Annotated in this window: 17 protein-coding genes, 1 other RNA gene and 1 pseudogene; 7 read left to right on the forward strand and 12 right to left on the reverse strand. The window is 32.7% G+C overall.

What is annotated here, in order from left to right; all coding sequences use genetic code 11:
* Positions 1-98: 98 nt before the first annotated feature.
* Positions 99-938, forward strand: a complete 840-nt coding sequence (locus tag BN863_RS06750) for a hypothetical protein (protein WP_038528896.1) — start codon at positions 99-101, stop codon at positions 936-938.
* A 34-nt stretch (positions 939-972) separates the two neighbouring features.
* On the opposite strand, the gene BN863_RS06755 is transcribed toward BN863_RS06750, so the two are convergent.
* The 4 genes from BN863_RS06755 to BN863_RS06770 form a co-directional block, all read right to left on the reverse strand.
* Complete coding sequence (locus BN863_RS06755) at positions 973-2,406, reverse strand: FAD-dependent oxidoreductase (protein ID WP_038528900.1); 1,434 nt, start codon at positions 2,404-2,406, stop codon at positions 973-975.
* A gap of 1 nt (position 2,407) precedes the next feature.
* A complete protein-coding gene (locus BN863_RS06760) occupies positions 2,408-3,079 on the reverse strand; it encodes a phosphoglycolate phosphatase (RefSeq protein ID WP_038528903.1) in 672 nt (223 codons plus the stop codon).
* Between the two features lie 251 nt (positions 3,080-3,330).
* On the reverse strand, positions 3,331-5,805 hold the full coding sequence (locus BN863_RS06765; protein WP_051774581.1) for a TonB-dependent receptor: 2,475 nt from the start codon (positions 5,803-5,805) through the stop codon (positions 3,331-3,333).
* Positions 5,805-7,493 carry a M23 family metallopeptidase gene (locus tag BN863_RS06770; RefSeq protein WP_038528906.1) on the reverse strand — a complete coding sequence of 563 codons (1,689 nt, stop codon included), beginning with the start codon at positions 7,491-7,493 and terminating at the stop codon, positions 5,805-5,807. Before BN863_RS06770 ends, BN863_RS06765 begins: the two co-directional genes overlap by 1 nt.
* A gap of 179 nt (positions 7,494-7,672) precedes the next feature.
* Here BN863_RS06770 and BN863_RS06775 point away from each other — a divergent pair, with 179 nt between their 5' ends.
* The 4 genes from BN863_RS06775 to rny all read left to right on the forward strand — a co-directional run bounded on the left by BN863_RS06775 (position 7,673) and on the right by rny (position 10,094).
* Entirely contained in the window at positions 7,673-7,963 is a 291-nt protein-coding gene (locus BN863_RS06775; RefSeq protein WP_038528909.1) for a hypothetical protein, read from the forward strand.
* 20 nt (positions 7,964-7,983) lie between these two features.
* On the forward strand, positions 7,984-8,277 hold the full coding sequence (locus BN863_RS06780) for a cell division protein ZapA (protein ID WP_038528911.1): 294 nt from the start codon (positions 7,984-7,986) through the stop codon (positions 8,275-8,277).
* Positions 8,278-8,330: 53 nt separating this feature from the next.
* A non-coding RNA gene (gene ssrS, locus BN863_RS18235) (6S RNA) lies at positions 8,331-8,458 on the forward strand.
* 61 nt (positions 8,459-8,519) lie between these two features.
* Positions 8,520-10,094 carry a ribonuclease Y gene (gene rny / locus BN863_RS06785; RefSeq protein ID WP_038528914.1) on the forward strand — a complete coding sequence of 525 codons (1,575 nt, stop codon included), beginning with the start codon at positions 8,520-8,522 and terminating at the stop codon, positions 10,092-10,094.
* 231 nt (positions 10,095-10,325) lie between these two features.
* On the opposite strand, the gene BN863_RS06790 is transcribed toward rny, so the two are convergent.
* From BN863_RS06790 to BN863_RS18740, 4 genes are all read right to left on the reverse strand, one after another.
* Positions 10,326-11,213: a TlpA family protein disulfide reductase gene (locus BN863_RS06790; RefSeq protein ID WP_084817484.1), complete on the reverse strand. Its 888-nt coding sequence runs from the start codon at positions 11,211-11,213 to the stop codon at positions 10,326-10,328.
* 110 nt (positions 11,214-11,323) lie between these two features.
* Positions 11,324-12,520 carry an IS256 family transposase gene (locus BN863_RS06795; RefSeq protein WP_038527458.1) on the reverse strand — a complete coding sequence of 399 codons (1,197 nt, stop codon included), beginning with the start codon at positions 12,518-12,520 and terminating at the stop codon, positions 11,324-11,326.
* A 138-nt stretch (positions 12,521-12,658) separates the two neighbouring features.
* Positions 12,659-14,356, reverse strand: coding sequence for an amidohydrolase (locus tag BN863_RS06800; RefSeq protein WP_038528920.1), 1,698 nt, complete (start codon positions 14,354-14,356; stop codon positions 12,659-12,661).
* Between the two features lie 371 nt (positions 14,357-14,727).
* Entirely contained in the window at positions 14,728-15,135 is a 408-nt protein-coding gene (locus BN863_RS18740) for an alpha/beta hydrolase (protein WP_316930388.1), read from the reverse strand.
* 354 nt (positions 15,136-15,489) lie between these two features.
* Between BN863_RS18740 and BN863_RS19010 the strand changes: the two are divergent.
* Positions 15,490-15,591 (forward strand): annotated as a pseudogene (locus tag BN863_RS19010) (IS110 family transposase); the annotation flags it as partial.
* A gap of 51 nt (positions 15,592-15,642) precedes the next feature.
* On the opposite strand, the gene BN863_RS06810 reads toward BN863_RS19010, so the two are convergent.
* Together BN863_RS06810 and BN863_RS06815 are read right to left on the reverse strand one after the other, a co-directional pair.
* Positions 15,643-16,371, reverse strand: a complete 729-nt coding sequence (locus tag BN863_RS06810; RefSeq protein WP_158408975.1) for a hypothetical protein — start codon at positions 16,369-16,371, stop codon at positions 15,643-15,645.
* A gap of 160 nt (positions 16,372-16,531) precedes the next feature.
* Positions 16,532-16,720 (reverse strand): PLDc N-terminal domain-containing protein, encoded by a 189-nt coding sequence (locus BN863_RS06815; RefSeq protein ID WP_242404078.1) that lies wholly within the window; start codon positions 16,718-16,720, stop codon positions 16,532-16,534.
* A gap of 199 nt (positions 16,721-16,919) precedes the next feature.
* Between BN863_RS06815 and BN863_RS06820 the strand changes: the two genes are divergently transcribed.
* Positions 16,920-17,891 carry an IS110 family RNA-guided transposase gene (locus BN863_RS06820; RefSeq protein WP_038528929.1) on the forward strand — a complete coding sequence of 324 codons (972 nt, stop codon included), beginning with the start codon at positions 16,920-16,922 and terminating at the stop codon, positions 17,889-17,891.
* Between the two features lie 47 nt (positions 17,892-17,938).
* Here the strand turns inward: BN863_RS06820 and BN863_RS06825 are convergent, their stop codons facing one another.
* Both BN863_RS06825 and BN863_RS06830 read right to left on the reverse strand, forming a co-directional pair.
* Positions 17,939-18,568 carry a DUF4145 domain-containing protein gene (locus BN863_RS06825; protein ID WP_038528932.1) on the reverse strand — a complete coding sequence of 210 codons (630 nt, stop codon included), beginning with the start codon at positions 18,566-18,568 and terminating at the stop codon, positions 17,939-17,941.
* Positions 18,569-18,626: 58 nt separating this feature from the next.
* The gene (locus BN863_RS06830) at positions 18,627-18,902 is read right to left on the reverse strand and encodes a hypothetical protein (protein ID WP_038528935.1); all 276 of its coding nucleotides are present in this window, start codon (positions 18,900-18,902) and stop codon (positions 18,627-18,629) included.
* Between the last annotated feature and the right edge of the window lie 39 nt (positions 18,903-18,941).

Below are 18,941 nucleotides of genomic sequence, written 5' to 3' on the forward strand. Positions count from 1 at the left end.
AAATATAATACTAAAATCTAGGTAATGTGTATTCAAATGTAGCGCGAAGGGGATTGTATTAACCTTGTATATCTATTTATTCACAGTATGTATGTGATATGAGATACTTAGAAAAATTTTCACCGATTAGCGTTTTGCTTTTCATCTTTATTTTATGTTTAGGGTGTAGTTCCGACGATTCTAATACGGATGATGTTGAACAACCAACTGAAGAGAAAGTGGCTTTAACACGTTTCGATATGTTAGCGAAAGACCATACGTTTTCTGTAATACAGTCCGATGTCTTTTCCGTAGATTCATTAGTGGTGTGTCTTTTTCCTACACCTGTAGACTATGCGAACATAAGTCCAATAGTTGATTTTGAAGGTTCAAGCATTTTATATCGAATCAATAACGAAGCATTCATTGAATACTCGGCATCTGAAGGGGAAAACATTGACTTTAGTTATCCAAATATTGTAGATTTTAAAATCTCAGCATTAAACGATTCAGAATCTAAAGTGTATAGGATTATTGTTGATACTGAACAACCTATTTTATTTAACAATTCTGAAATTACCATTCCAGACTCTCCAACGGATAGTAATTACAATGGTTTAAATATAGACACTTGGAAAAATGTTGGAAATTACCCTATTAGACTTACGTATAGAACTACAGAATATGTTGATGTAAACACACCTGAAACGGATGCAAATAATATTTTTAGTTCAACCTTAACCACTGCATCTAATATTATAAATCCGAATGAAGAGGGTCAGGTAAATGTTTTTACAACAAGTGCTGCGACTCCAGGATTATATACGTCTACAGCCTTATTTAATCTTAATTTTAATGAAAATTTAGGATATATTGTTTACGATGATACTACAAATACCTATGTAAAGGATATAGGATATGGTAAAGCTACATTGAAAATGAATGGAAATAAGATTTAATTTAGCATGGATTTACTAAAAGAATTAATCTTCACTAATATTTTTCAATCACTAATCGAGATAAGGCTTCGGGATAGCCACGTTGTACAGCCAGTTCACGAGCCAATTCATCAATATCATTTTTAGAAACAGCATCTAGTAATGTCTTTTGTTGTAAAGACGTATCAATTTTAGAGACCACACTTTCTTCTAACATTCTATTTATAATCTGATTTGCTACCGTAAGAGCAGAAGATGCTTTAACAATTTCACTTCTAGCATACGATTTACAAGGAAAACTCACTTCTCCAACTCTTAAATTAGGGTCATCTCCCGGAATTTGTTGCGCACCAAATAATGGCGGTCCACCGACTGAAGCTGACTCAAACGAAGGCACAAATTTTACAACAGAATCGATTGCATTTTCTGTTCTGGTTTTTATGTCATCATTATCCCAACCATGATTCAATTTTTTTGTGATGCCTTCGTTAAATTCTGGTTGAGACTTATTGTCTTTAGACTGTACTAATCCGTTTTCAAATAATGTAATGTCGTTAGTCATACCATGAATTTGGTAGTAATCGTCGCAATAGGGTGTAAGCTGTACCATACCATGCGGAGTACCACGTTCGCCATGAAAAATGAGTTCTGGAATTAATCCAGGAATAGGTTGCCATTTAGATACATAAGCTGCTTTAAACTCTATTAAACGTTCTGTGGTTAAATGTAACGATTCATCGAACTTACCTGTTTTAAAACCACATGAATTCACTAAATAATTCACTTTATAGGTGTTGTCTTTAGTCTGTATTTTCCAGTTGTATCCTAAATTTTGATCTCTAACATCTGTAATACTTAAAACATCGGTATTCGTTTTTAAATTACAATACTCCGTTTTATTTAAAGCCAATTGGGCTTGTGCACCTAATCTAAAGAGGTTCCATCCATATTCTTGAACTAGAATAATTGGCGTTTTTAATTTTGTGTAATCGATAAGTTTTATCGCATTGGTCATCCATTCGTCCGCAGTCTTTGGATGCTTCACAGTAGGTTGCGTTGCTAAAAATTGTAAATCGTCGTTGTTATATGTTTTGTAATAGTCTTTAGGATCCCCAAGAATAGCATTTTCAGGATCTTCGTCTATTAGCGTTTGGTAATAATCTACTAATAAGTTTAGACGTTGCTCAATTTTATCGACTTCGTATTTTTCAGTTTTAGGAATACTTATAAATGTAGGTCGTTCGTCTATCGATTGAGGGAACAGCCTAGCCATTTCAATAGATTGCTTCATGAGGAGTTTACACTGCTCGTAAGAAATGTCTGGATATAAGTTTCCTCCAGCATGTAAATGACAAAACGGAGGGCCGTTTACAACACTATTTTCTTGTTCGAATAATATAGAATCGATATTGTGTTCCGCCAATTGTAATGCAGACACCACTCCAGAAACTCCACCACCAATAATACCAACACTATATATTTCTGACATATTAAAAGAGGTCTTGAAGTTCTGAAAAATCATCAACAACTTGTGTTGGATTGTAATCTGAAATGTTTTCGTTATAATTATATCCGTAGCTTACACCAATACTTTGCATGTTCGCGTTTTGTGCAGCTAGAATATCATTTTTAGAATCTCCTACCATTATAGATTTTTCTATGGTTGTATCTAATGTCTTCACCAAATGCAGTAGGGGAGCAGCTTCGGGTTTTTTCTGATCTAAAGAATCTTCTCCAATCCAAAGGGTAAAGAACTGTTTAATCTTTAATGTATCTAAAATAGGTTCTATAAATCCGAATGGTTTATTCGTGCAAATGGCAAGTGTATACCCTTTCTGTTTTAATAGGTTTAAGGTGTCTAATACCCCAGGATACATGAAGGTTTTTTCGCAAGTAACGTCTTTGTAAGCAGAGAAGTAAATCTTGAATGCTTCATCTAATAAAGCGTTGGTAATCTTGTCTTCACCCATAGCAGATACTAAAGCTCTTTTAACTAGTGGTTTTGCACCGTTTCCAATAAATGGCGTGACTTGAGCAACGGTTAAAGGCGATAGATTATAATGCGCTAACATTTTATTTACGGCTATGGTAAGATCTGGAATACTATTGATTAGCGTACCATCAAAGTCGAATATAATTAAATCTTTATCTGTAAAATTCACAACAATTATTTATTACAAAGATGCATAAGTTTTAATAGAAAAGTAAGTGTTTATGGGATTTTGAAAACAATAAGCGGTTATGCTTACTTTTTTTAGTAATGATTAAAATAGAGTACATAAAACTCAATTATATAGTATAATTTTAATGTGTTTTTTATGAATCTTGCATTATGAAATTAAGCATTCTAGCTTATATATGTCTTTAAAACTGCGAGATTAATGATTCAGCACGCTGTGATTTTAGGTGATGACTAAAATTTCATAGTAGTTCTTACATTGAATACTCTTGGTGTAAGGTAATTTGGGATTGCATATTGGCGTTTGCTATATACATCACGAACCCAAGTGTTGGTGATAGAATTTTGTACATCGAATACATTAAAAATTTCAAATCCTACAGACAGATATTTGAATGGTTTTTTCCAACCATTATCAAACGCTTTATTCTCGTCTACAATTACATATTGCAATCCTAAATCGGCACGTTTATAATCTGGTAGTCTGCTTTGGTAATCGTAAGGATCGGCGTAACTAGGAGATCCACCAGGTAAGCCTGTATTGTATACTAAGTTTAAATACATTTTCATAGCCGGAAGTTTAGGTACATAATCTTGAAATAATGCTCCAAATTTTAAACGTTGGTCTGTAGGTCTTGCTATGTATCCGCGATGATCTATATTTTCTTCAGTTTTTAAATATCCAAAACTAAACCAAGATTCTGTTCCAGGAACAAACTCCCCATTTATACGTAAGTCTAAACCATAAGCATAAGCTTCGGCGTTATTATTTGCGCGGTATCGAATACGAACATTCTCTATGGTATACGGATTAACATCCGTCATTTTTTTATAATACGCTTCTGTGGTTAATTTAAAAGGGCGTTCCCAAATTAAAAAGCTATAATCGTTTCCAACTACAAAATGAATAGATTTTTGTGCTTTTACTTCTGGATTTACGGTACCTGTAGAATCTCTTAACTCTCTATAAAATGGCGGTTGATAATATAATCCTCCAGACGCTCTAAAAAGCATATCGTGTTTCCAGTTTGGCTTTATGGCAAATTGAGCACGCGGACTAACTACCGTTTGGGTTGTTTTATTTATATCTTCTCCAGATACACTCCAAGTGTGGGAGCGAACTCCTGCATTGGCCCAAACTTCATGCTCTCCCAATTCAAAACGACGACTCCATTGCAGGTATGCTTGAAATCTGTTTATACTTGTACTATTTGTTGCTCTTACATTTTGAAATGCCACTAATGGACCTTCATAAGGTGCGTAAGGTTGGTTATTCGGATTTCTATATTTAGGTGGATTTATAGAAAAACCTGCAGAATCTATAACTTCCCATTCTACTAAACGGTCTTTAATATCTTCGTTTGTAAATTTTACAGACCAATCAAAATCATTTCCGTTATTGCTGTAGCTACCTTTATGTTCTACAGTAGAAATTAGAGCGTCTAAATCGTTACGACCGTGATTTAATTGTCCTCCAATACCTTCGCTATATTCTACTTCTCCTAAATCTTCATCACCAATATTACTATTTACTTCACCCAAACGGTATTGCGCGAGTATGTCGAAATATTCTTCTTCTGTTGTATGGTATGAAGATGCAATTAAGTGTAAGTTTAAAGCATCGTTAACAGTGTAAGTTGCCTGTAAAGCACCAAAAAGCGTTTGGTAGGCGTCTTTTTCTTGTCCGTCGTAATACACCAATAAAGCCAGCGGATTATCTAAAGTTCCGAAATTAGTCTGTCGTGTTTCAGGTTCATAATTGTATTTGTTGATGGAAGCATTTCCTAAGAAATTCAAACTGAATTTATCTGTAAATTGATACGTGAAATACGTCTGTATATCTGCGAATTTAGGATCGTAGTTTGTTTCTGTCTCCTTTGCATCTACCAATAAGCTGTTATCACGATAACGCATACCAACTAGTCCAGTAAGTTTAGAATTTTTGCTTTTACCTTCTACAGTTAAACTCCCGCCAAGTAAGCTTAAATCTGTACTAATAGCAAAATCTACAGGTTTTCTATAAGTTATATCTAATACAGATGATAATTTATCGCCGTATTTCGCCTGAAATCCACCCGCAGAAAAATCTACATTCTGCGTCATATCAGAATTAACAAAACTCAACCCTTCTTGTTGCCCCGAACGAATTAGAAAAGGACGATACACTTCTATGCCATTTACATACACTAAATTCTCGTCGTAATTACCTCCACGAACAGAATATTGGGTACTTAATTCGTTGTTGCTGCTCACACCAGGAAGTGTTTTTAATAGGTTTTCTATTCCTGGATTGGCGCCCGGAATTTTACGGATAACCGTCGGATTTAAAGTTACAATACCTTGAACATCTTTACGTGTACTTCCAGATAAAACCACGGTTTCAATTTGTTCAACATTAGGATTCATGACTGGATTGAACTCGAAAAATTCACCATCTTTAAGGTTAAAACTAGCCGTAATCGATTTAAATGAAAGATGCGAATACACAACTGTAACATCTTTGTTGTCGGTTATTTTTAATGAATAGAATCCGTTTTCGTTAGATTGAGTGCCTTTGCCGTTGGTCGTGATGTTCACGTTCGGGATAGGCTGATTTAATTCATCTAAAATAACACCCTGCAAGGTTCCATTTTGAGCAATGGAAAATAAGGGAATTAAAAAATAGAATATGTTTAAAAGAAAACGTTTGTGGTTGTTAGTTACGTTCATTATTTTCTGTGAAAGCGCGCTTCAAAAGTAGAACTATTTCCTACATTATCGGTTACAATTATTTTAAAATCGTTGTGTGGTTCTGTACTAATTTGGTCGTCAAAATTGTAAGTTAATGTATTCGTTTTATACTCGTATTCCATTAAAATCCATTTTCCGTTTATTGTTGCTCTATAGTCTGATATACCAGACAAGTCGTCTGTAATTTTAACCTTCAAGGTTTTGGCATTACTAATCCATTGTTCATCTTTAAAATTAACAGCTGTAATTTTAGGTGCAGTCGTATCTGAGGCTATTGTATAATACCCCAAGCTTTTTGTAAACGTACTTAAAGTGTTTTCTGTTCTTTTAGTAGACGAATAGCTTGGCCATTTTTTATAGCCAACCAATTCTGCAATAAAAAGTTTGTCTTTGTCAGCTTCGTTATATTTAGAAATATCGAAAGTTATATTGAAGTTTTTACGAGCTGCATGTCCAATAGGAAGCAACTGTAACGTATCGTTAGAAACTTTAAAATCGATATAGAAATCTTCATAAAATGTATTTTTATAGAAGTTTACAGTTACATTTTCTTCGGATAATGTAGCGGCTTGATTTTCGTATATATAATAAGGTGTAACTTCTGGGCTGGTTTTTAAAACATCGGTATTAAATTTTCCATCTATAGAAACCGTAACCGAAGTTTCGTTTCCTCTAAAGTCGCTTACTTTAATTTTGTAAACAGCAGACGTACTATCAGAAATCGTTAAATAGCCATTATCTAAAGTGTTTTTATACAAGCTTAACCCGTTATTGGTATCGATAAATAACTTCTGAATTTTGTCTTTTTCATTTTTATAAATATCGTAATCAATTAAACGATTAATATCATTGGTTTCATCGAAAGAAAATGTTCTAAAATCAATTTCAAAATTAGGATTACCATTAAACAATGTTTGTATGTTGTATACACCATTTTTGTTGTTTGCCAAATCTTGACGGTCTATGGTTTCAATTCCAAATCCTATCTTACCAACAGCTTCAATAGATTCTGTTGTAAAATTACCATCGGGTTGCTTTATAAGACGTATTTGCTGTTTTTTATTCGACTTATTAATCTGAGCATCTTCATCTATCGGGAAGGCATAAAGGGCATTAATTAGTGGGCGCGTGGTGTCTTTAGTATTAATCCCGAATAACATTGGATTTATAGGATGTTCATTTTTGTCTCGGATTTCAAAATGTAAATGAGGTCCAGCAGAACTCCCTGTATTACCGCTATACGCTACAAGTTCTCCTTTTTTAACCACTAAAGCTTTAATAGGAGGGAACAATTCTATGGTGTAAGATTCCTTCTCGTATTGCTGTTCTTTTAAATAGGCTTCAATTTTAGGAGCTAATTTAGATAAGTGAGCGTATACAGTTGTATAACCGTTAGGATGAGTAATGTAAAGCGCTTTACCGTAACCAAAAGGTGATATTTTTATACGACTTACAAAACCATCTGCAGAGGCTAAAACGTTTAAGCCTTCACGATGTTGTGTTTTTATATCCATTCCAGAGTGAAAATGATTAAATCGTAACTCTGCAAAAGTTCCAGCTAAAACTATAGGAATATCTAACGGATTCCCAAAATAATCTTGAGGATAAGGGTTTTGAGAAAAAAGTGTTAACGGAATAAAAAAGAATAAAAATACAGGAATGCGCATATAGTAAAATTGAGGCACTAAAGTAATTATTTGATGTCAATATGCAAAGTTTAAATTTACATAAGCCTCACATCATATTGAAAATGAGAGAGAACAAAGTATTTTAAATTTTATAGGCAAAACAATTGTTATTTTTCCCTAGGTATGTTAACTTTGTGAGATAAGTATGGTAATTGCAAATGAGTAATATTGAAGATATTGTAGATGCTCTAGAGGATAAAATTAGCAAAATGTTGCGTAAAGTTGAAGCCTTACAGCAAACGAATGCTAGATTGAAAGAGGATTTAATGCAATCTCAGAACAACCTTCAGTTAAAAAAGGAAGAAACTGAAGCTTGGGAAGAAAAATATGAAGCACTCAAAATAGCAAAAAGTATACTTGGCAGTGACGATAATAAAAAAGAAACTAAGCTTAAAATAAATTCATTAGTAAGAGAGATTGATTATTGTATTTCACAACTCTCAGAATAATGTAATCATAAATTGATTTTATGTCAGAGATGCTGAAAATTAAACTTTCTATTGCAAACAGAGTATATCCGTTAACTATTGCTCCAGAGCAAGAAGAAGGATTACGAAAAGCAGCAAAAGAAATAGAAGCGATGATTACACAGTTTGAGCAAAGTTATTCTGTGCGAGATAAACAAGATGTTTTAGCCATGTGTGCTTTACAATTTGCATCTCAAGTAGAACAAAAACAAATAGATAAGGAATCGGTTAGTGAACATGTCGAGGAGAAGTTAAATGCTTTAAATCGCTTATTACAAGAACAATTGAATTCTTAACGGTCTTTAAAATAAACAAAGTTACTGCCTGTATTGGTCATTTTTTTTGATAAACTCAACGTTAATTCTTTAAAGAGGGTGAGTTTAAGTTGTAAAAGCATGCTGCTAATATTGAATTTATTCAATATTTAGGCAGACCCTTGATCAGCTTGTTAACCCTAAACTTGTATTTAAGGAGTTTATACAAAACTATAAAACCGGTACAGGCTTTTTTTATATATACTAATTACTAACCTTAACCCATGGATAACTCAATTATATTGATTGCAGGAGGAACGCTACTAGGCGTAATCATTGGCTTTATAATAGCCAAAACTTTAGAAAAGAGCAATGCTGCTAAAGGTATCTCGAATGCTAAAGCAGAAGCACAACGCATTATTAAAGACGCTACTAACGATGGAGAATCCATCAAAAAAGATAAAATATTACAAGCAAAAGAAAAGTTTATTGAACTGAAATCTGAACACGAAAAAGTAATTTTAAGTCGTGATAAAAAGATTGCTGATGCTGAGAAACGTACTAGAGACAAAGAATCTCAAGTCTCTAATGAGCTTTCAAAACAAAAAAAATTAAACAGTGAGTTTGAAGCTAAATTAAAAGATTACAATTATAGATTAGACTTTTTAGATAAAAAGGAATTAGAAATTGAACGCTTACACAAAAGTCAGGTCGAACAATTAGAAGTTATTTCTAGTTTATCTGCAGAAGAAGCGAAATCGCAATTGGTAGAATCTTTAAAAGGTGAAGCTAAAAACGATGCTTTAGCATTTATTCAAAGTACGATTGAAGAATCTAAACTTACCGCACAACAAGAAGCAAGAAAAATTATTATTAACACCATTCAACGTATTGGTACAGAAGAAGCGGTAGACAACTGTGTGTCTGTATTTAATATTGAAAGCGACGATGTTAAAGGACGTATTATTGGTCGTGAAGGTCGAAATATTCGTGCTATTGAAGCTGCAACAGGTGTAGAAATTATTGTAGACGATACGCCAGAAGCTATTATCTTATCATGTTTCGATTCTGTTCGTCGTGAGGTTGCTCGTTTATCGTTACACAAATTAGTAACAGATGGTCGTATTCACCCAGCGCGTATTGAAGAAATTGTTAAGAAGACAAGAAAACAAATTGAACAAGAAATTATTGAAGTTGGTAAACGTACAGTTATCGATCTTGGAATTCATAATTTACATCCAGAACTTATTAAAATGGTAGGACGTATGAAATACCGTTCGTCTTACGGTCAAAACTTACTACAACACTCGCGTGAAGTCGCTAAGCTTTGTGGAATCATGGCAGCAGAGTTAGGATTAAATCCGAAGTTAGCTAAACGTGCAGGGTTATTACACGATATTGGTAAAGTGCCAGATGCGGAAGCAGACATGGAAACACCTCACGCTATTTTAGGGATGCAGTGGGCAGAGAAATACGGAGAAAAAGACGACGTAATTAATGCTATTGGAGCTCACCACGACGAAATAGAAATGAAATCGTTGTTGGCACCAATTATTCAGGTGTGTGATGCTATTTCAGGAGCAAGACCAGGAGCAAGACGTCAAGTACTCGATAGTTATATACAACGTTTAAAAGATCTTGAAGATATTGCTTTCGGATTTACAGGCGTAAAGAAAGCCTATGCTATTCAAGCTGGTAGAGAATTACGTGTAATTGTTGAGAGTGAAAAAGTAACAGATCAAAATGCATCTGATTTATCATTCAATATTTCACAGAAAATCCAAACGGATATGACTTATCCAGGTCAAGTTAAAGTTACTGTAATTCGTGAAACAAGAGCAGTTAACATTGCGAAGTAATATTAAGACTTACATTTATAGAACAAAAAATCCAGCTATTTAGCTGGATTTTTTTTGTTTAATATTTTAGAGTATGTTATAATTTAAATTGATATATCTAAATAATTCTAGATGTGTAGGTGTATTGGAGGGAATTTTCTATACCAAAATTGGAACAAGTAAAATATGTTATTTTAATGTTTAGGAGGCTGTTAAGTGTTTATATTCAATATATTAGTATTGGTTTTTATATTAATTTGCTTGCAGTACTGTCAAGTGGCGGTCAAGTTCTTCCCAGAAAAATTCATTTCCACCTTCCTTATAAAATGTTATGGTTTTGTTGCTATCTATTACAATATGTTTAGGGTATGAATTACCAAATAAAACCCTATCGTTTTCAGAAATAAAGGTGATATCGTAAAGGAATTCATGTTCTTTCAAAAAGTTAGAAACTCTGTCGACTGAATCGTCAGTAATTGAAACAAATTTGACATTTTTATCAGAATATTTATTAACCAATTTGTTTAAGCCAGGAATTTCTTTTCTACAAGGAGTACACCAAACTGCCCACCAATTAATAACTATGGTTTGATCCTTGAAGTTCTCTAAATTGATTTCATTTCCATTACGGTCCGTGAATTTGATAAATGGAAAAGTTTTTCCTTTTGCAAGAGGTTTGTCGATTGTAATTACTGTCAGGGAGTCGGTTAAAGTAGTTTTATTGATCCAAGAATACGTTATACTATTAATGATAGTATCAAACTCTTTAATTCTTAATGATATTCTATTAGTTGCATTGTTAAACTCTAAATCTATATCATTTTCTTTTTCGTTTTCTGGGTTTTGCTCTAAGTCAACCGTACTGAATTGTTTAATTTTTTTATTTGAAGCTAACGCAATCCAGTTTCCTTTTTGGTTGCCTTGTTTTAGACTTCCAAAATATATATCAATTGAGTCGTTATTGGACTCTAAATGTGTTTGACTTAATAATTCAAAAGGTAAATCCTTTTCAAGAGGTTTTAATATTTCTGGGAAGCCATCTTGCAATACAGAGGTTTTATATAAACTCTTAGTTTCTTTCTGGCATCCGATTAACATAGTTCCCAAACATACTAACAGGAATATTTTTATTTGAGGCATCTCGGGTGGTTTAAATTATAGTAGTGTATTGTAATAATACATGCGTTTTTTTGATTGAACCGACACTATCCTAAAAAGTGTGTAAGTTCAAAATTTCAGGGTTAGGTTATTTATAACTTAATCCTGTTTTCAAATATAGCTAAAAATTGATTTAGTATCACTCCCCAATTTCTGATTGGCATGGTCCATTTTTTAGTGCTTTCTCTCAAAGCTAAAAACACGGATTTCATAACTGCTTCATCGGTTGGAAACGAGAGTTTGTTTTTTGTGTATTTCCGTATCTTTCCATTTAGGTTTTCTATAAGATTTGTGGTGTAGATTATGGTTCTTATTTCAATAGGAAAATCAAAGAATACTGTAAGCTCATCCCAATTATTTTCCCAACTTTTAATGGCGTAAGAATATTTAGAATCCCATTTAGTTTTGAAGTCATTTAAAGCAGCTTTGGCAGCTTCTTTTGTAGGAGCAGTATAGATTTGCTTCATGTCACGAGTAAATTCCTTTTTGTCCTTCCAGACCACGTAACGACACGAATTTCTTATTTGATGCACAACACAAATTTGAGTCGTTGATTTCGGAAAAATAGTTTTAATAGTATCCGTAAATCCATTTAAATTATCGGTAGCTGTGATAAGTATATCTTGAGTTCCTCGAGCTTTAATATCGGTTAAAACACTCATCCAAAAGGCTGAAGATTCATTTTTACCTAACCATAATCCTAGGACTTCCTTTTTGCCATCTGTTCTCAGGCCTACTGCAATATAAATAGTCTTGTTTATGACTTTAGAGTTTTCCCTAACTTTAAATACGATGCCATCCATCCAAACAATTAGGTAAGTGGCCTCCAAAGGCCTGTTCCGCCAAGCAATAACATCTTCTGTAATCTTATCTGTAATCCTTGAAATAGTGGATGTAGAAATATTAAAATCGTACAGCTCACGTATTTGTTCTTCAATATCACTGTTACTCATGCCTTTGGCATAAAGCGATATAATAATATTTTCGATGCCTTCTGTTGTACTTTCTCTTTTCTTTACAATTAAAGGATTAAAAGAACTATCACGGTCTCGAGGAACTTGAATCTCTGTTTCTCCTAAAACGGATTTTAATTTCTTTTTAGTGTAACCATTTCGAAGGTTGGCTGCTTTACTTTTTTTGTGCTTATCGTAGTCTAAATGGGCATCTAGTTCCCCTTCTAGTAACTTCTCAATACCACGTTTGTGCAACTGTTCTAAAAAGGATGTTAGCTCTGGTGCATTCTTGAATTGTTTTAAAAAGTCTTCGTTTAATAAATCTTCTGGTTTCATAAGTGTGTAAAAGTTAAAATTAATGAATAAAAAAATCTCAGATTAATATTTAACCTGAGATTTTAAAACTTACACAGTTTATGAGATACTGCCATTGAACCTCAAAAAATACATTTCTTTTGTTCAACAAGGTAATCGTTATCTTCTATAAACAGTATGTCCTTCTTTTATGGTTTCAACAACTTGAATATCTTTTATTGTAGCAGGATCTACCTTAAGAGGGTTATTATCTAAAATGACTAAATCTGCTAATTTTCCTGGCTCTAAAGTCCCTTTATTCTGTTCTTCAAAGTGTTGATAGGCAGACCAAATTGTAATGGCTTTTAAGGCTTCAAAAGGAGAAAGTCGTTCCGTTTCTCCTATAATTTGTCCAGATCGTGAGGTGCGTTGTACAGCTGTCCAAACAACTCGCATTAAGTTAGGTAATGCTACAGGTGCATCTGTATGAATCGAGATATTTAGACCTTTATTAAGAGCTGTTTTAACCGGACTAATTCTGTTTCCTAACGAATCTCCTATAATCTCTTTATGCCAATCGCCCCAATAAAAAGTATGTAACGGAAATAAAGAGGTAATTACATTTAAATCTTTAAATGCATCCAATTGATCGTCTCTAACATATTGCCCATGGATTAAGACATTTCTACGATTATCGTTACCATATTTTTCGGCTAAAGGCTTCATGGTTCGTATCATTTGATCCATGGCCGCATCTCCATTAGCGTGAGTTAAAACCTGATAATTATTAGCAAAGGCTTTTTCGTAAATGGCTGTAACATCTGCATCATTTGGAATGGCAGGATATCCTAAGTAGTTTTTATCGGCACCATCTGGAGGCAGTAAATAAGGGATAGTTCTCCAAGCTGTTCTTCCTTGTGGGGAGCCATCTAAAGTGACTTTCATTCCGCCAACGCGATAGTGATTTGTATAGTCTTGAGAATACCATTTAGATTCTAAAGGATCTGTAAACATATAATCTACATAAGACACTACATCGAGTTTCCAAAAGTTATTTTCGGCAAATTCTGCTAACAAATCGTGTTGTTCCATGGCACGTCCTTCTTGAGCGGTGGTGTATCCATAAGATAGAGCCATCTCTTGTCCGGCTGTCATGAACTGCAGTAATGCCTCTTTAGACGCAGGCGTTAGCGCCTTAGCATATAGTGGAATGGCTGCCAGTTCTTCTAAAACGCCATTAGGCTCTGTAGTATTTGGCAGTCTTCTAATAATACCGCCTTCAGGATCTTTAGTATTGGCTGTTATATCTAAAAGTTCAAGAGCTTTAGAGTTTAGAGCTGCAAAATGCCCAGAAATATGAATAATCATAATAGGTGTTTCTGTACTCACTTGGTCTAAGTCTTCTTTTGTAGGGAATCGTTTTTCTTTAAGCACCGAATCGTCAAATCCCATTCCGAATATCCACCCTGTAAGGGCTCTGTTTTCAGGAGTATTCCAAGCTTTAAGAATTTCAATTAATTTAGGAATATCATCTGCTTGAGCATCTGGCGATGGTAATATTTGTGCACCAATAGCTTGCGAAGAAAAACTAGCGAAATGTGCATGACCATCAATAAAACCAGGTAATAATGTTTTGCCTTCAAGATTAATCATTTTATGCCCAGAACCCGCAATTTCCATGGCTTTACTAGATTCACCTGCAAATTCTATTTTGCCATCTCTTATAACCAAAGCATCTACATATTCGGGAGAATCTCCAGCCATAGTTATAATGTCTCCTCCATAATAAACGGAAGCCTTATTTTCTATGTGTTTTCTTTCATTGTCATTGCAAGAGAACAGAATAAGTCCTAAAATTAATAGCAAGCTGTTTTTCATCTTAATAGATTTAATAAGTCTGTATTGAAATATGACACATTTAAAAATTGCTTTAACATCGATTATTAATGTGTCACATGAGATGCATTGTTGTATAAAGATACGTGTAATGGTATTTATAGTGTAATTTATTTTATTTTTTTGGCGCCTTTAATGTGTTTTTAATCATTTTTAATCGAATATTTTTCAAATGCATTGTATACCGCAATGTGTAATGCGTCTCCGTGTATTTTGTTTTTCATTCTTTTTAGCTTGTCATATAAAGCTTTGGTAGTTCGTTCCATGATTTCTCCTTCTTTTCCTCCAGCGATATAGACAGTTTTATTTGACTCTAATTCCTTAGGTTACTCGTTTAAGAGGTTTTCGTCGTCTCACCATAAACTTGGGTTCACTATAAGATAGTTTTCAAAAAGTTCAGGTTTTTTGAATAGAATTTCTGTAGCTAATAATCCGCCTAATGATAGTTCTATAATGATTTTGGTTGATGTTGTGCTGTAAGTAGAATCGATAAATGGTTGAAATTCATTTTGTATAAAAGCAATAAAACTTTTAGATTTTCCAGATGTTGGAAATTCTTTTTGGTCAAGTTTGTTTTGGGAAGGATATGTAAAATCTTTTTTTCGGTCTACATTTCCAATTCCAACAACAATAGATTCCGGAATCATGTTAATCCAAGAAAATGAAGCGAACTGAACTATTCCAGAAGTATGTATAAAATCTTCATCTTTGGATTCGTCGAGTAAATAAATTTCAGGATAGTGTATTATCTTTTGAGTAATTCAAAGGAAGATGTTTAAATATCTTTAAAAAAATAATAAGTTATTAATTAAATCTTTATTTAATTTTTGATTTCTCAACAACTTCATTTCTCAAAGAACGAAAAGTAAAAAACCAAATAGGAATATTTACTAACATAAAATACATTAAGTTAAAACTTTCATTTGAATTTATACTACTAAAAATTAAACTACCCAATGTAACTCCTGTTAATAGAAATCCGAATGCCAATATTAAAATCGCCTTTTTCGTGAAATACAAATAACCCAATTTGACATAAAATTTATCATTCATAATTGTTTTAAGTTTATATGTTAGTATTTAATTTTTATAATTTAAATATTTTTATTAGGAAGCTAATAGCTGTGTGTAATAAACTTCTAAAATAGGCTTTTGCTATCGCAAAATCTGGTTTAATATATGATAATTCATATAGAAGTACTTTAGTTAAAAGTTAATGCTTTTTTACTTGTTTTTTACCACAGTACTTTGTTGTACATAGTACTTTTTTAATAGCTTTCAAATTCATAGTAATAATTTTCACCATTCGAAAAGTCATATTCTAAATTTCGTTTGTTCGCCCAAATTTGCTGTTTTGAGTATTTAATTTCAATTATAGATTTCTTTCCATAAGACTCTTTTTGTAATGTATAACCATCTTTTCTATAATTGTATTTTTCAATAATAACTGGTTTTTCAGAATTTTCTCTGTAGCTATAACTTTCTAAAATTCTCCTTTTTTTGTCAAAAAATAAAGTATCTTTAATTACAAAAGCTGTTTTATAGTTTGGTTCTTTTACAGGGTCAAAGTCCCAAGCATAAATTGTAACATATTTTTTTTGTCTTAACTCTTTGGTTTCTGTAATTGAAATAATTAAAGAGTCAGAATCATAAAATATTCGTTTTTCAGTTTTCTTTTTCTTGTTATAATTATATTTTGAAAAAGGAAGTGCGATACAAGTATCAGAACTTATAAAATACTCACAATTAGTTTCTAGTTTCTTTCTGTTTTTATAATAAGTTATATTTTTTATTCTATTTCTAAAAGTTTTTGAAATGATATCATAACCACCGAAACGAACTTCTTTAATTAAACGACCTCTATTGTTAAAATAACTCTTTCTAACTTTAATAATCGTGTCAATTTCTTTTCTGAATTCAGTAATTGCTTTTGTCTTTTGAGAAAAACTCAAGAAAAAACTTAGTAATATGAATATGAGTATGAGTTTTTTTAGCATTATGTACAACGTTTATGTATATGGAAAGTTGAGTGTTTGTGTGCGAGGATTTTCCGAAGGAAAATCAGAAGCTAGCAAACAAAGCAACTAACATTGGTTAAGCTAAAACTAGCAATTTTTTATATACTGTGTTAGCTTTTAGTGCTTTTCTCTAAAGTTATTAATTCAGTTTTAATTTTTTACTTTTTCCAATAAATAAATATAAAAGTGAACCTAAAAGTGGAAGTAATATAACAACCAAAGCCCAAATAACTTTGTCGTTTTTCTGAAACTGATTTCTTAAAATGTCAATTAAACAAAAAATCCAAAGTCCAATAGAAATTAATATTAAAGCTTGCCAAATAAACAAGACTAAATTAATACCTATAAATTAGAAAGAACAAAAGAGAGGAATAAGGTTATTATACACGGAGAGACTACAGATCTCGTCAACATTGAAAATCCCCTCTCTTTTACTACACAGATTTCGTACAGTTCTATGAGGCTTTTAGACCTCGATTTTAAGTCGTTGAAACTCGCGTAGTCGTCCTTTCAAAAATCATTTTCTTATGAATAAAGATATTAAATATTTTGGAATTGATATTAGCCATTTAGTTTTTGATGTGACAGATTCAGATGGCAATTACTACCAATTTAAAAACACAATTTCTGGCTTTAAAAAATTCACAAAACTCTTAGATTTGGATAGTCATTGTGTTATGGAAGCCACGGGATACTACCACTATCAATTGGCCTATTATTTACTAGAATTAGGGATAAAAGTATCAGTAGAAAACCCTTTAGCTGTTAAACGCTTTATCCAGATGAAGTTGTCTAAGATCAAGACCGATAAGAGTGATTCTAAACTTGTTTGTGAATATGCAAAACAAGTAGATTTAAAGCCCTGGGAAGGTCAATCCAAACATCAAACAGAATGTCTTCAAATGACCAGACTCCTTACTGTGTATACAAAACAGAGTACTATGCTGAAGAATAAAATACATGGTGAAGCCGTTTTAGGAAATCCTAGCAAAGCAGTTGTAAGTTCTATTAAACGAAGCTTAAAACACGTTTTAAAAGAAATCAAAACTTTAGAAGATAAACTGATGGTATTAGTTAAAGAAGTCCACCAGGATGTATTAACTCGCTTAAAAAGCATACCAGGAATTGGAAATAAAACGGCATTGATGCTTGTGGTTCTTACGGATGGTTTTGAGCGTTTTACAAGCGGTAGTGAACTCTGCAGTTATGCTGGATTAACTCCTGTAGTTAGAAAGAGTGGTAGCAGTGTAAATGGACGTAGTAGAATAAGTAAAATAGGAAATCAAAAGCTTCGTAATTTATTATTTATGTGCAGTTTTAATGCCTGTAAATACAACAAAGCATGCAGAGATATTTATGAACGAATTGTAGCAAAAGGGAAGAGTAAAAAACTAGCTTTAATAGCTGTGTGTAATAAGCTTCTAAAACAGGCTTTTGCTATCGCAAAATCTGGTTTAATATATGATGATTCTTATCGAAGTACTTTAGTGAAAAGTTAATGCTTTTTTACTTGTTTTTTACCACAGTACTTTGTTGCCACCAGTTTTTATTTTTTCCGACGTTTAATTAATTCCTCGTATTGGTTTACTAAATGATATAAATAAGTTATTAAGGCGTCAAAAAAATCAATCGCTTCTTTCGCATCTTGTTGGTCAACAATTTGGTCGTGCGAATGTGCTCCATCGTTTCCGATTAGTCTCAATTCGTTCGCCCAACTATATAGAGTATTTTCTAAAATTCCTTTTGAATTTAGATTTTTCAGTTTAGTTGCGAGATTTCCTTTAATTTCTCCTTTGTCCATACAGATTGCTTCTATTCCTTTCCGACACATTATGACACAAGCGTCATATGCGTGCGCACGATAACATTTCAAAGCTTCTTTATAAGGGTTAAATACAATTTTCGGACAATTTTTAATCGCTATGTTTTCTGTATTTGGAAAGAATTGAATTTCACTATTCGGATAAAATTCTCCCTCGACAATTTGATAATGATTTTGTTTTAGAAACGGATTTTGACATTTCAAGCACTTACTCAATGAAATTTCAGTAGTGTTTCCAAACATTTCATCGTTCATTTCACGTTCGGCAGTATATGTGAAAATAATTTTTGTTTCGACTACAGAATTGCAAGTCGGACAAAAATTCATTTCTTTATGTTCCTCGTTTTCGGTCATTTCTCAAATTGTTGGCAAAGGTCTAGTGTATGATTAGTGGTGTGTTTAATTATTCTTTTTAAATATCAGAACCGCTTACAATATCAATTAAGTCGGCTTTTAGCCATTCAGAATATTTTTCGTTCAACATTTCAATCTCTGATTCAACAGCGTTTTCAAGTTCTTGTCCTGTTTTTCCTTTATGTAATTCTAATATTTCAATTTGCCTTTTTAGTATTGAATCTAATTTGTAGCTATTCATTAGAGAATCAGCCTTTAATTCTAATAAAAAAGTAGGAATGTCAATATTAAATTTGGGATTGTTTAATTCGTCTTTTATGTCGTCAAAATTCATAAATATGAGTGAGTTTTAATTGGTGGCAACGTGTTTGTG

Origin of the sequence: Formosa agariphila KMM 3901, assembly GCF_000723205.1 — a bacterium.
GTDB lineage: Bacteria > Bacteroidota > Bacteroidia > Flavobacteriales > Flavobacteriaceae > Formosa > Formosa agariphila.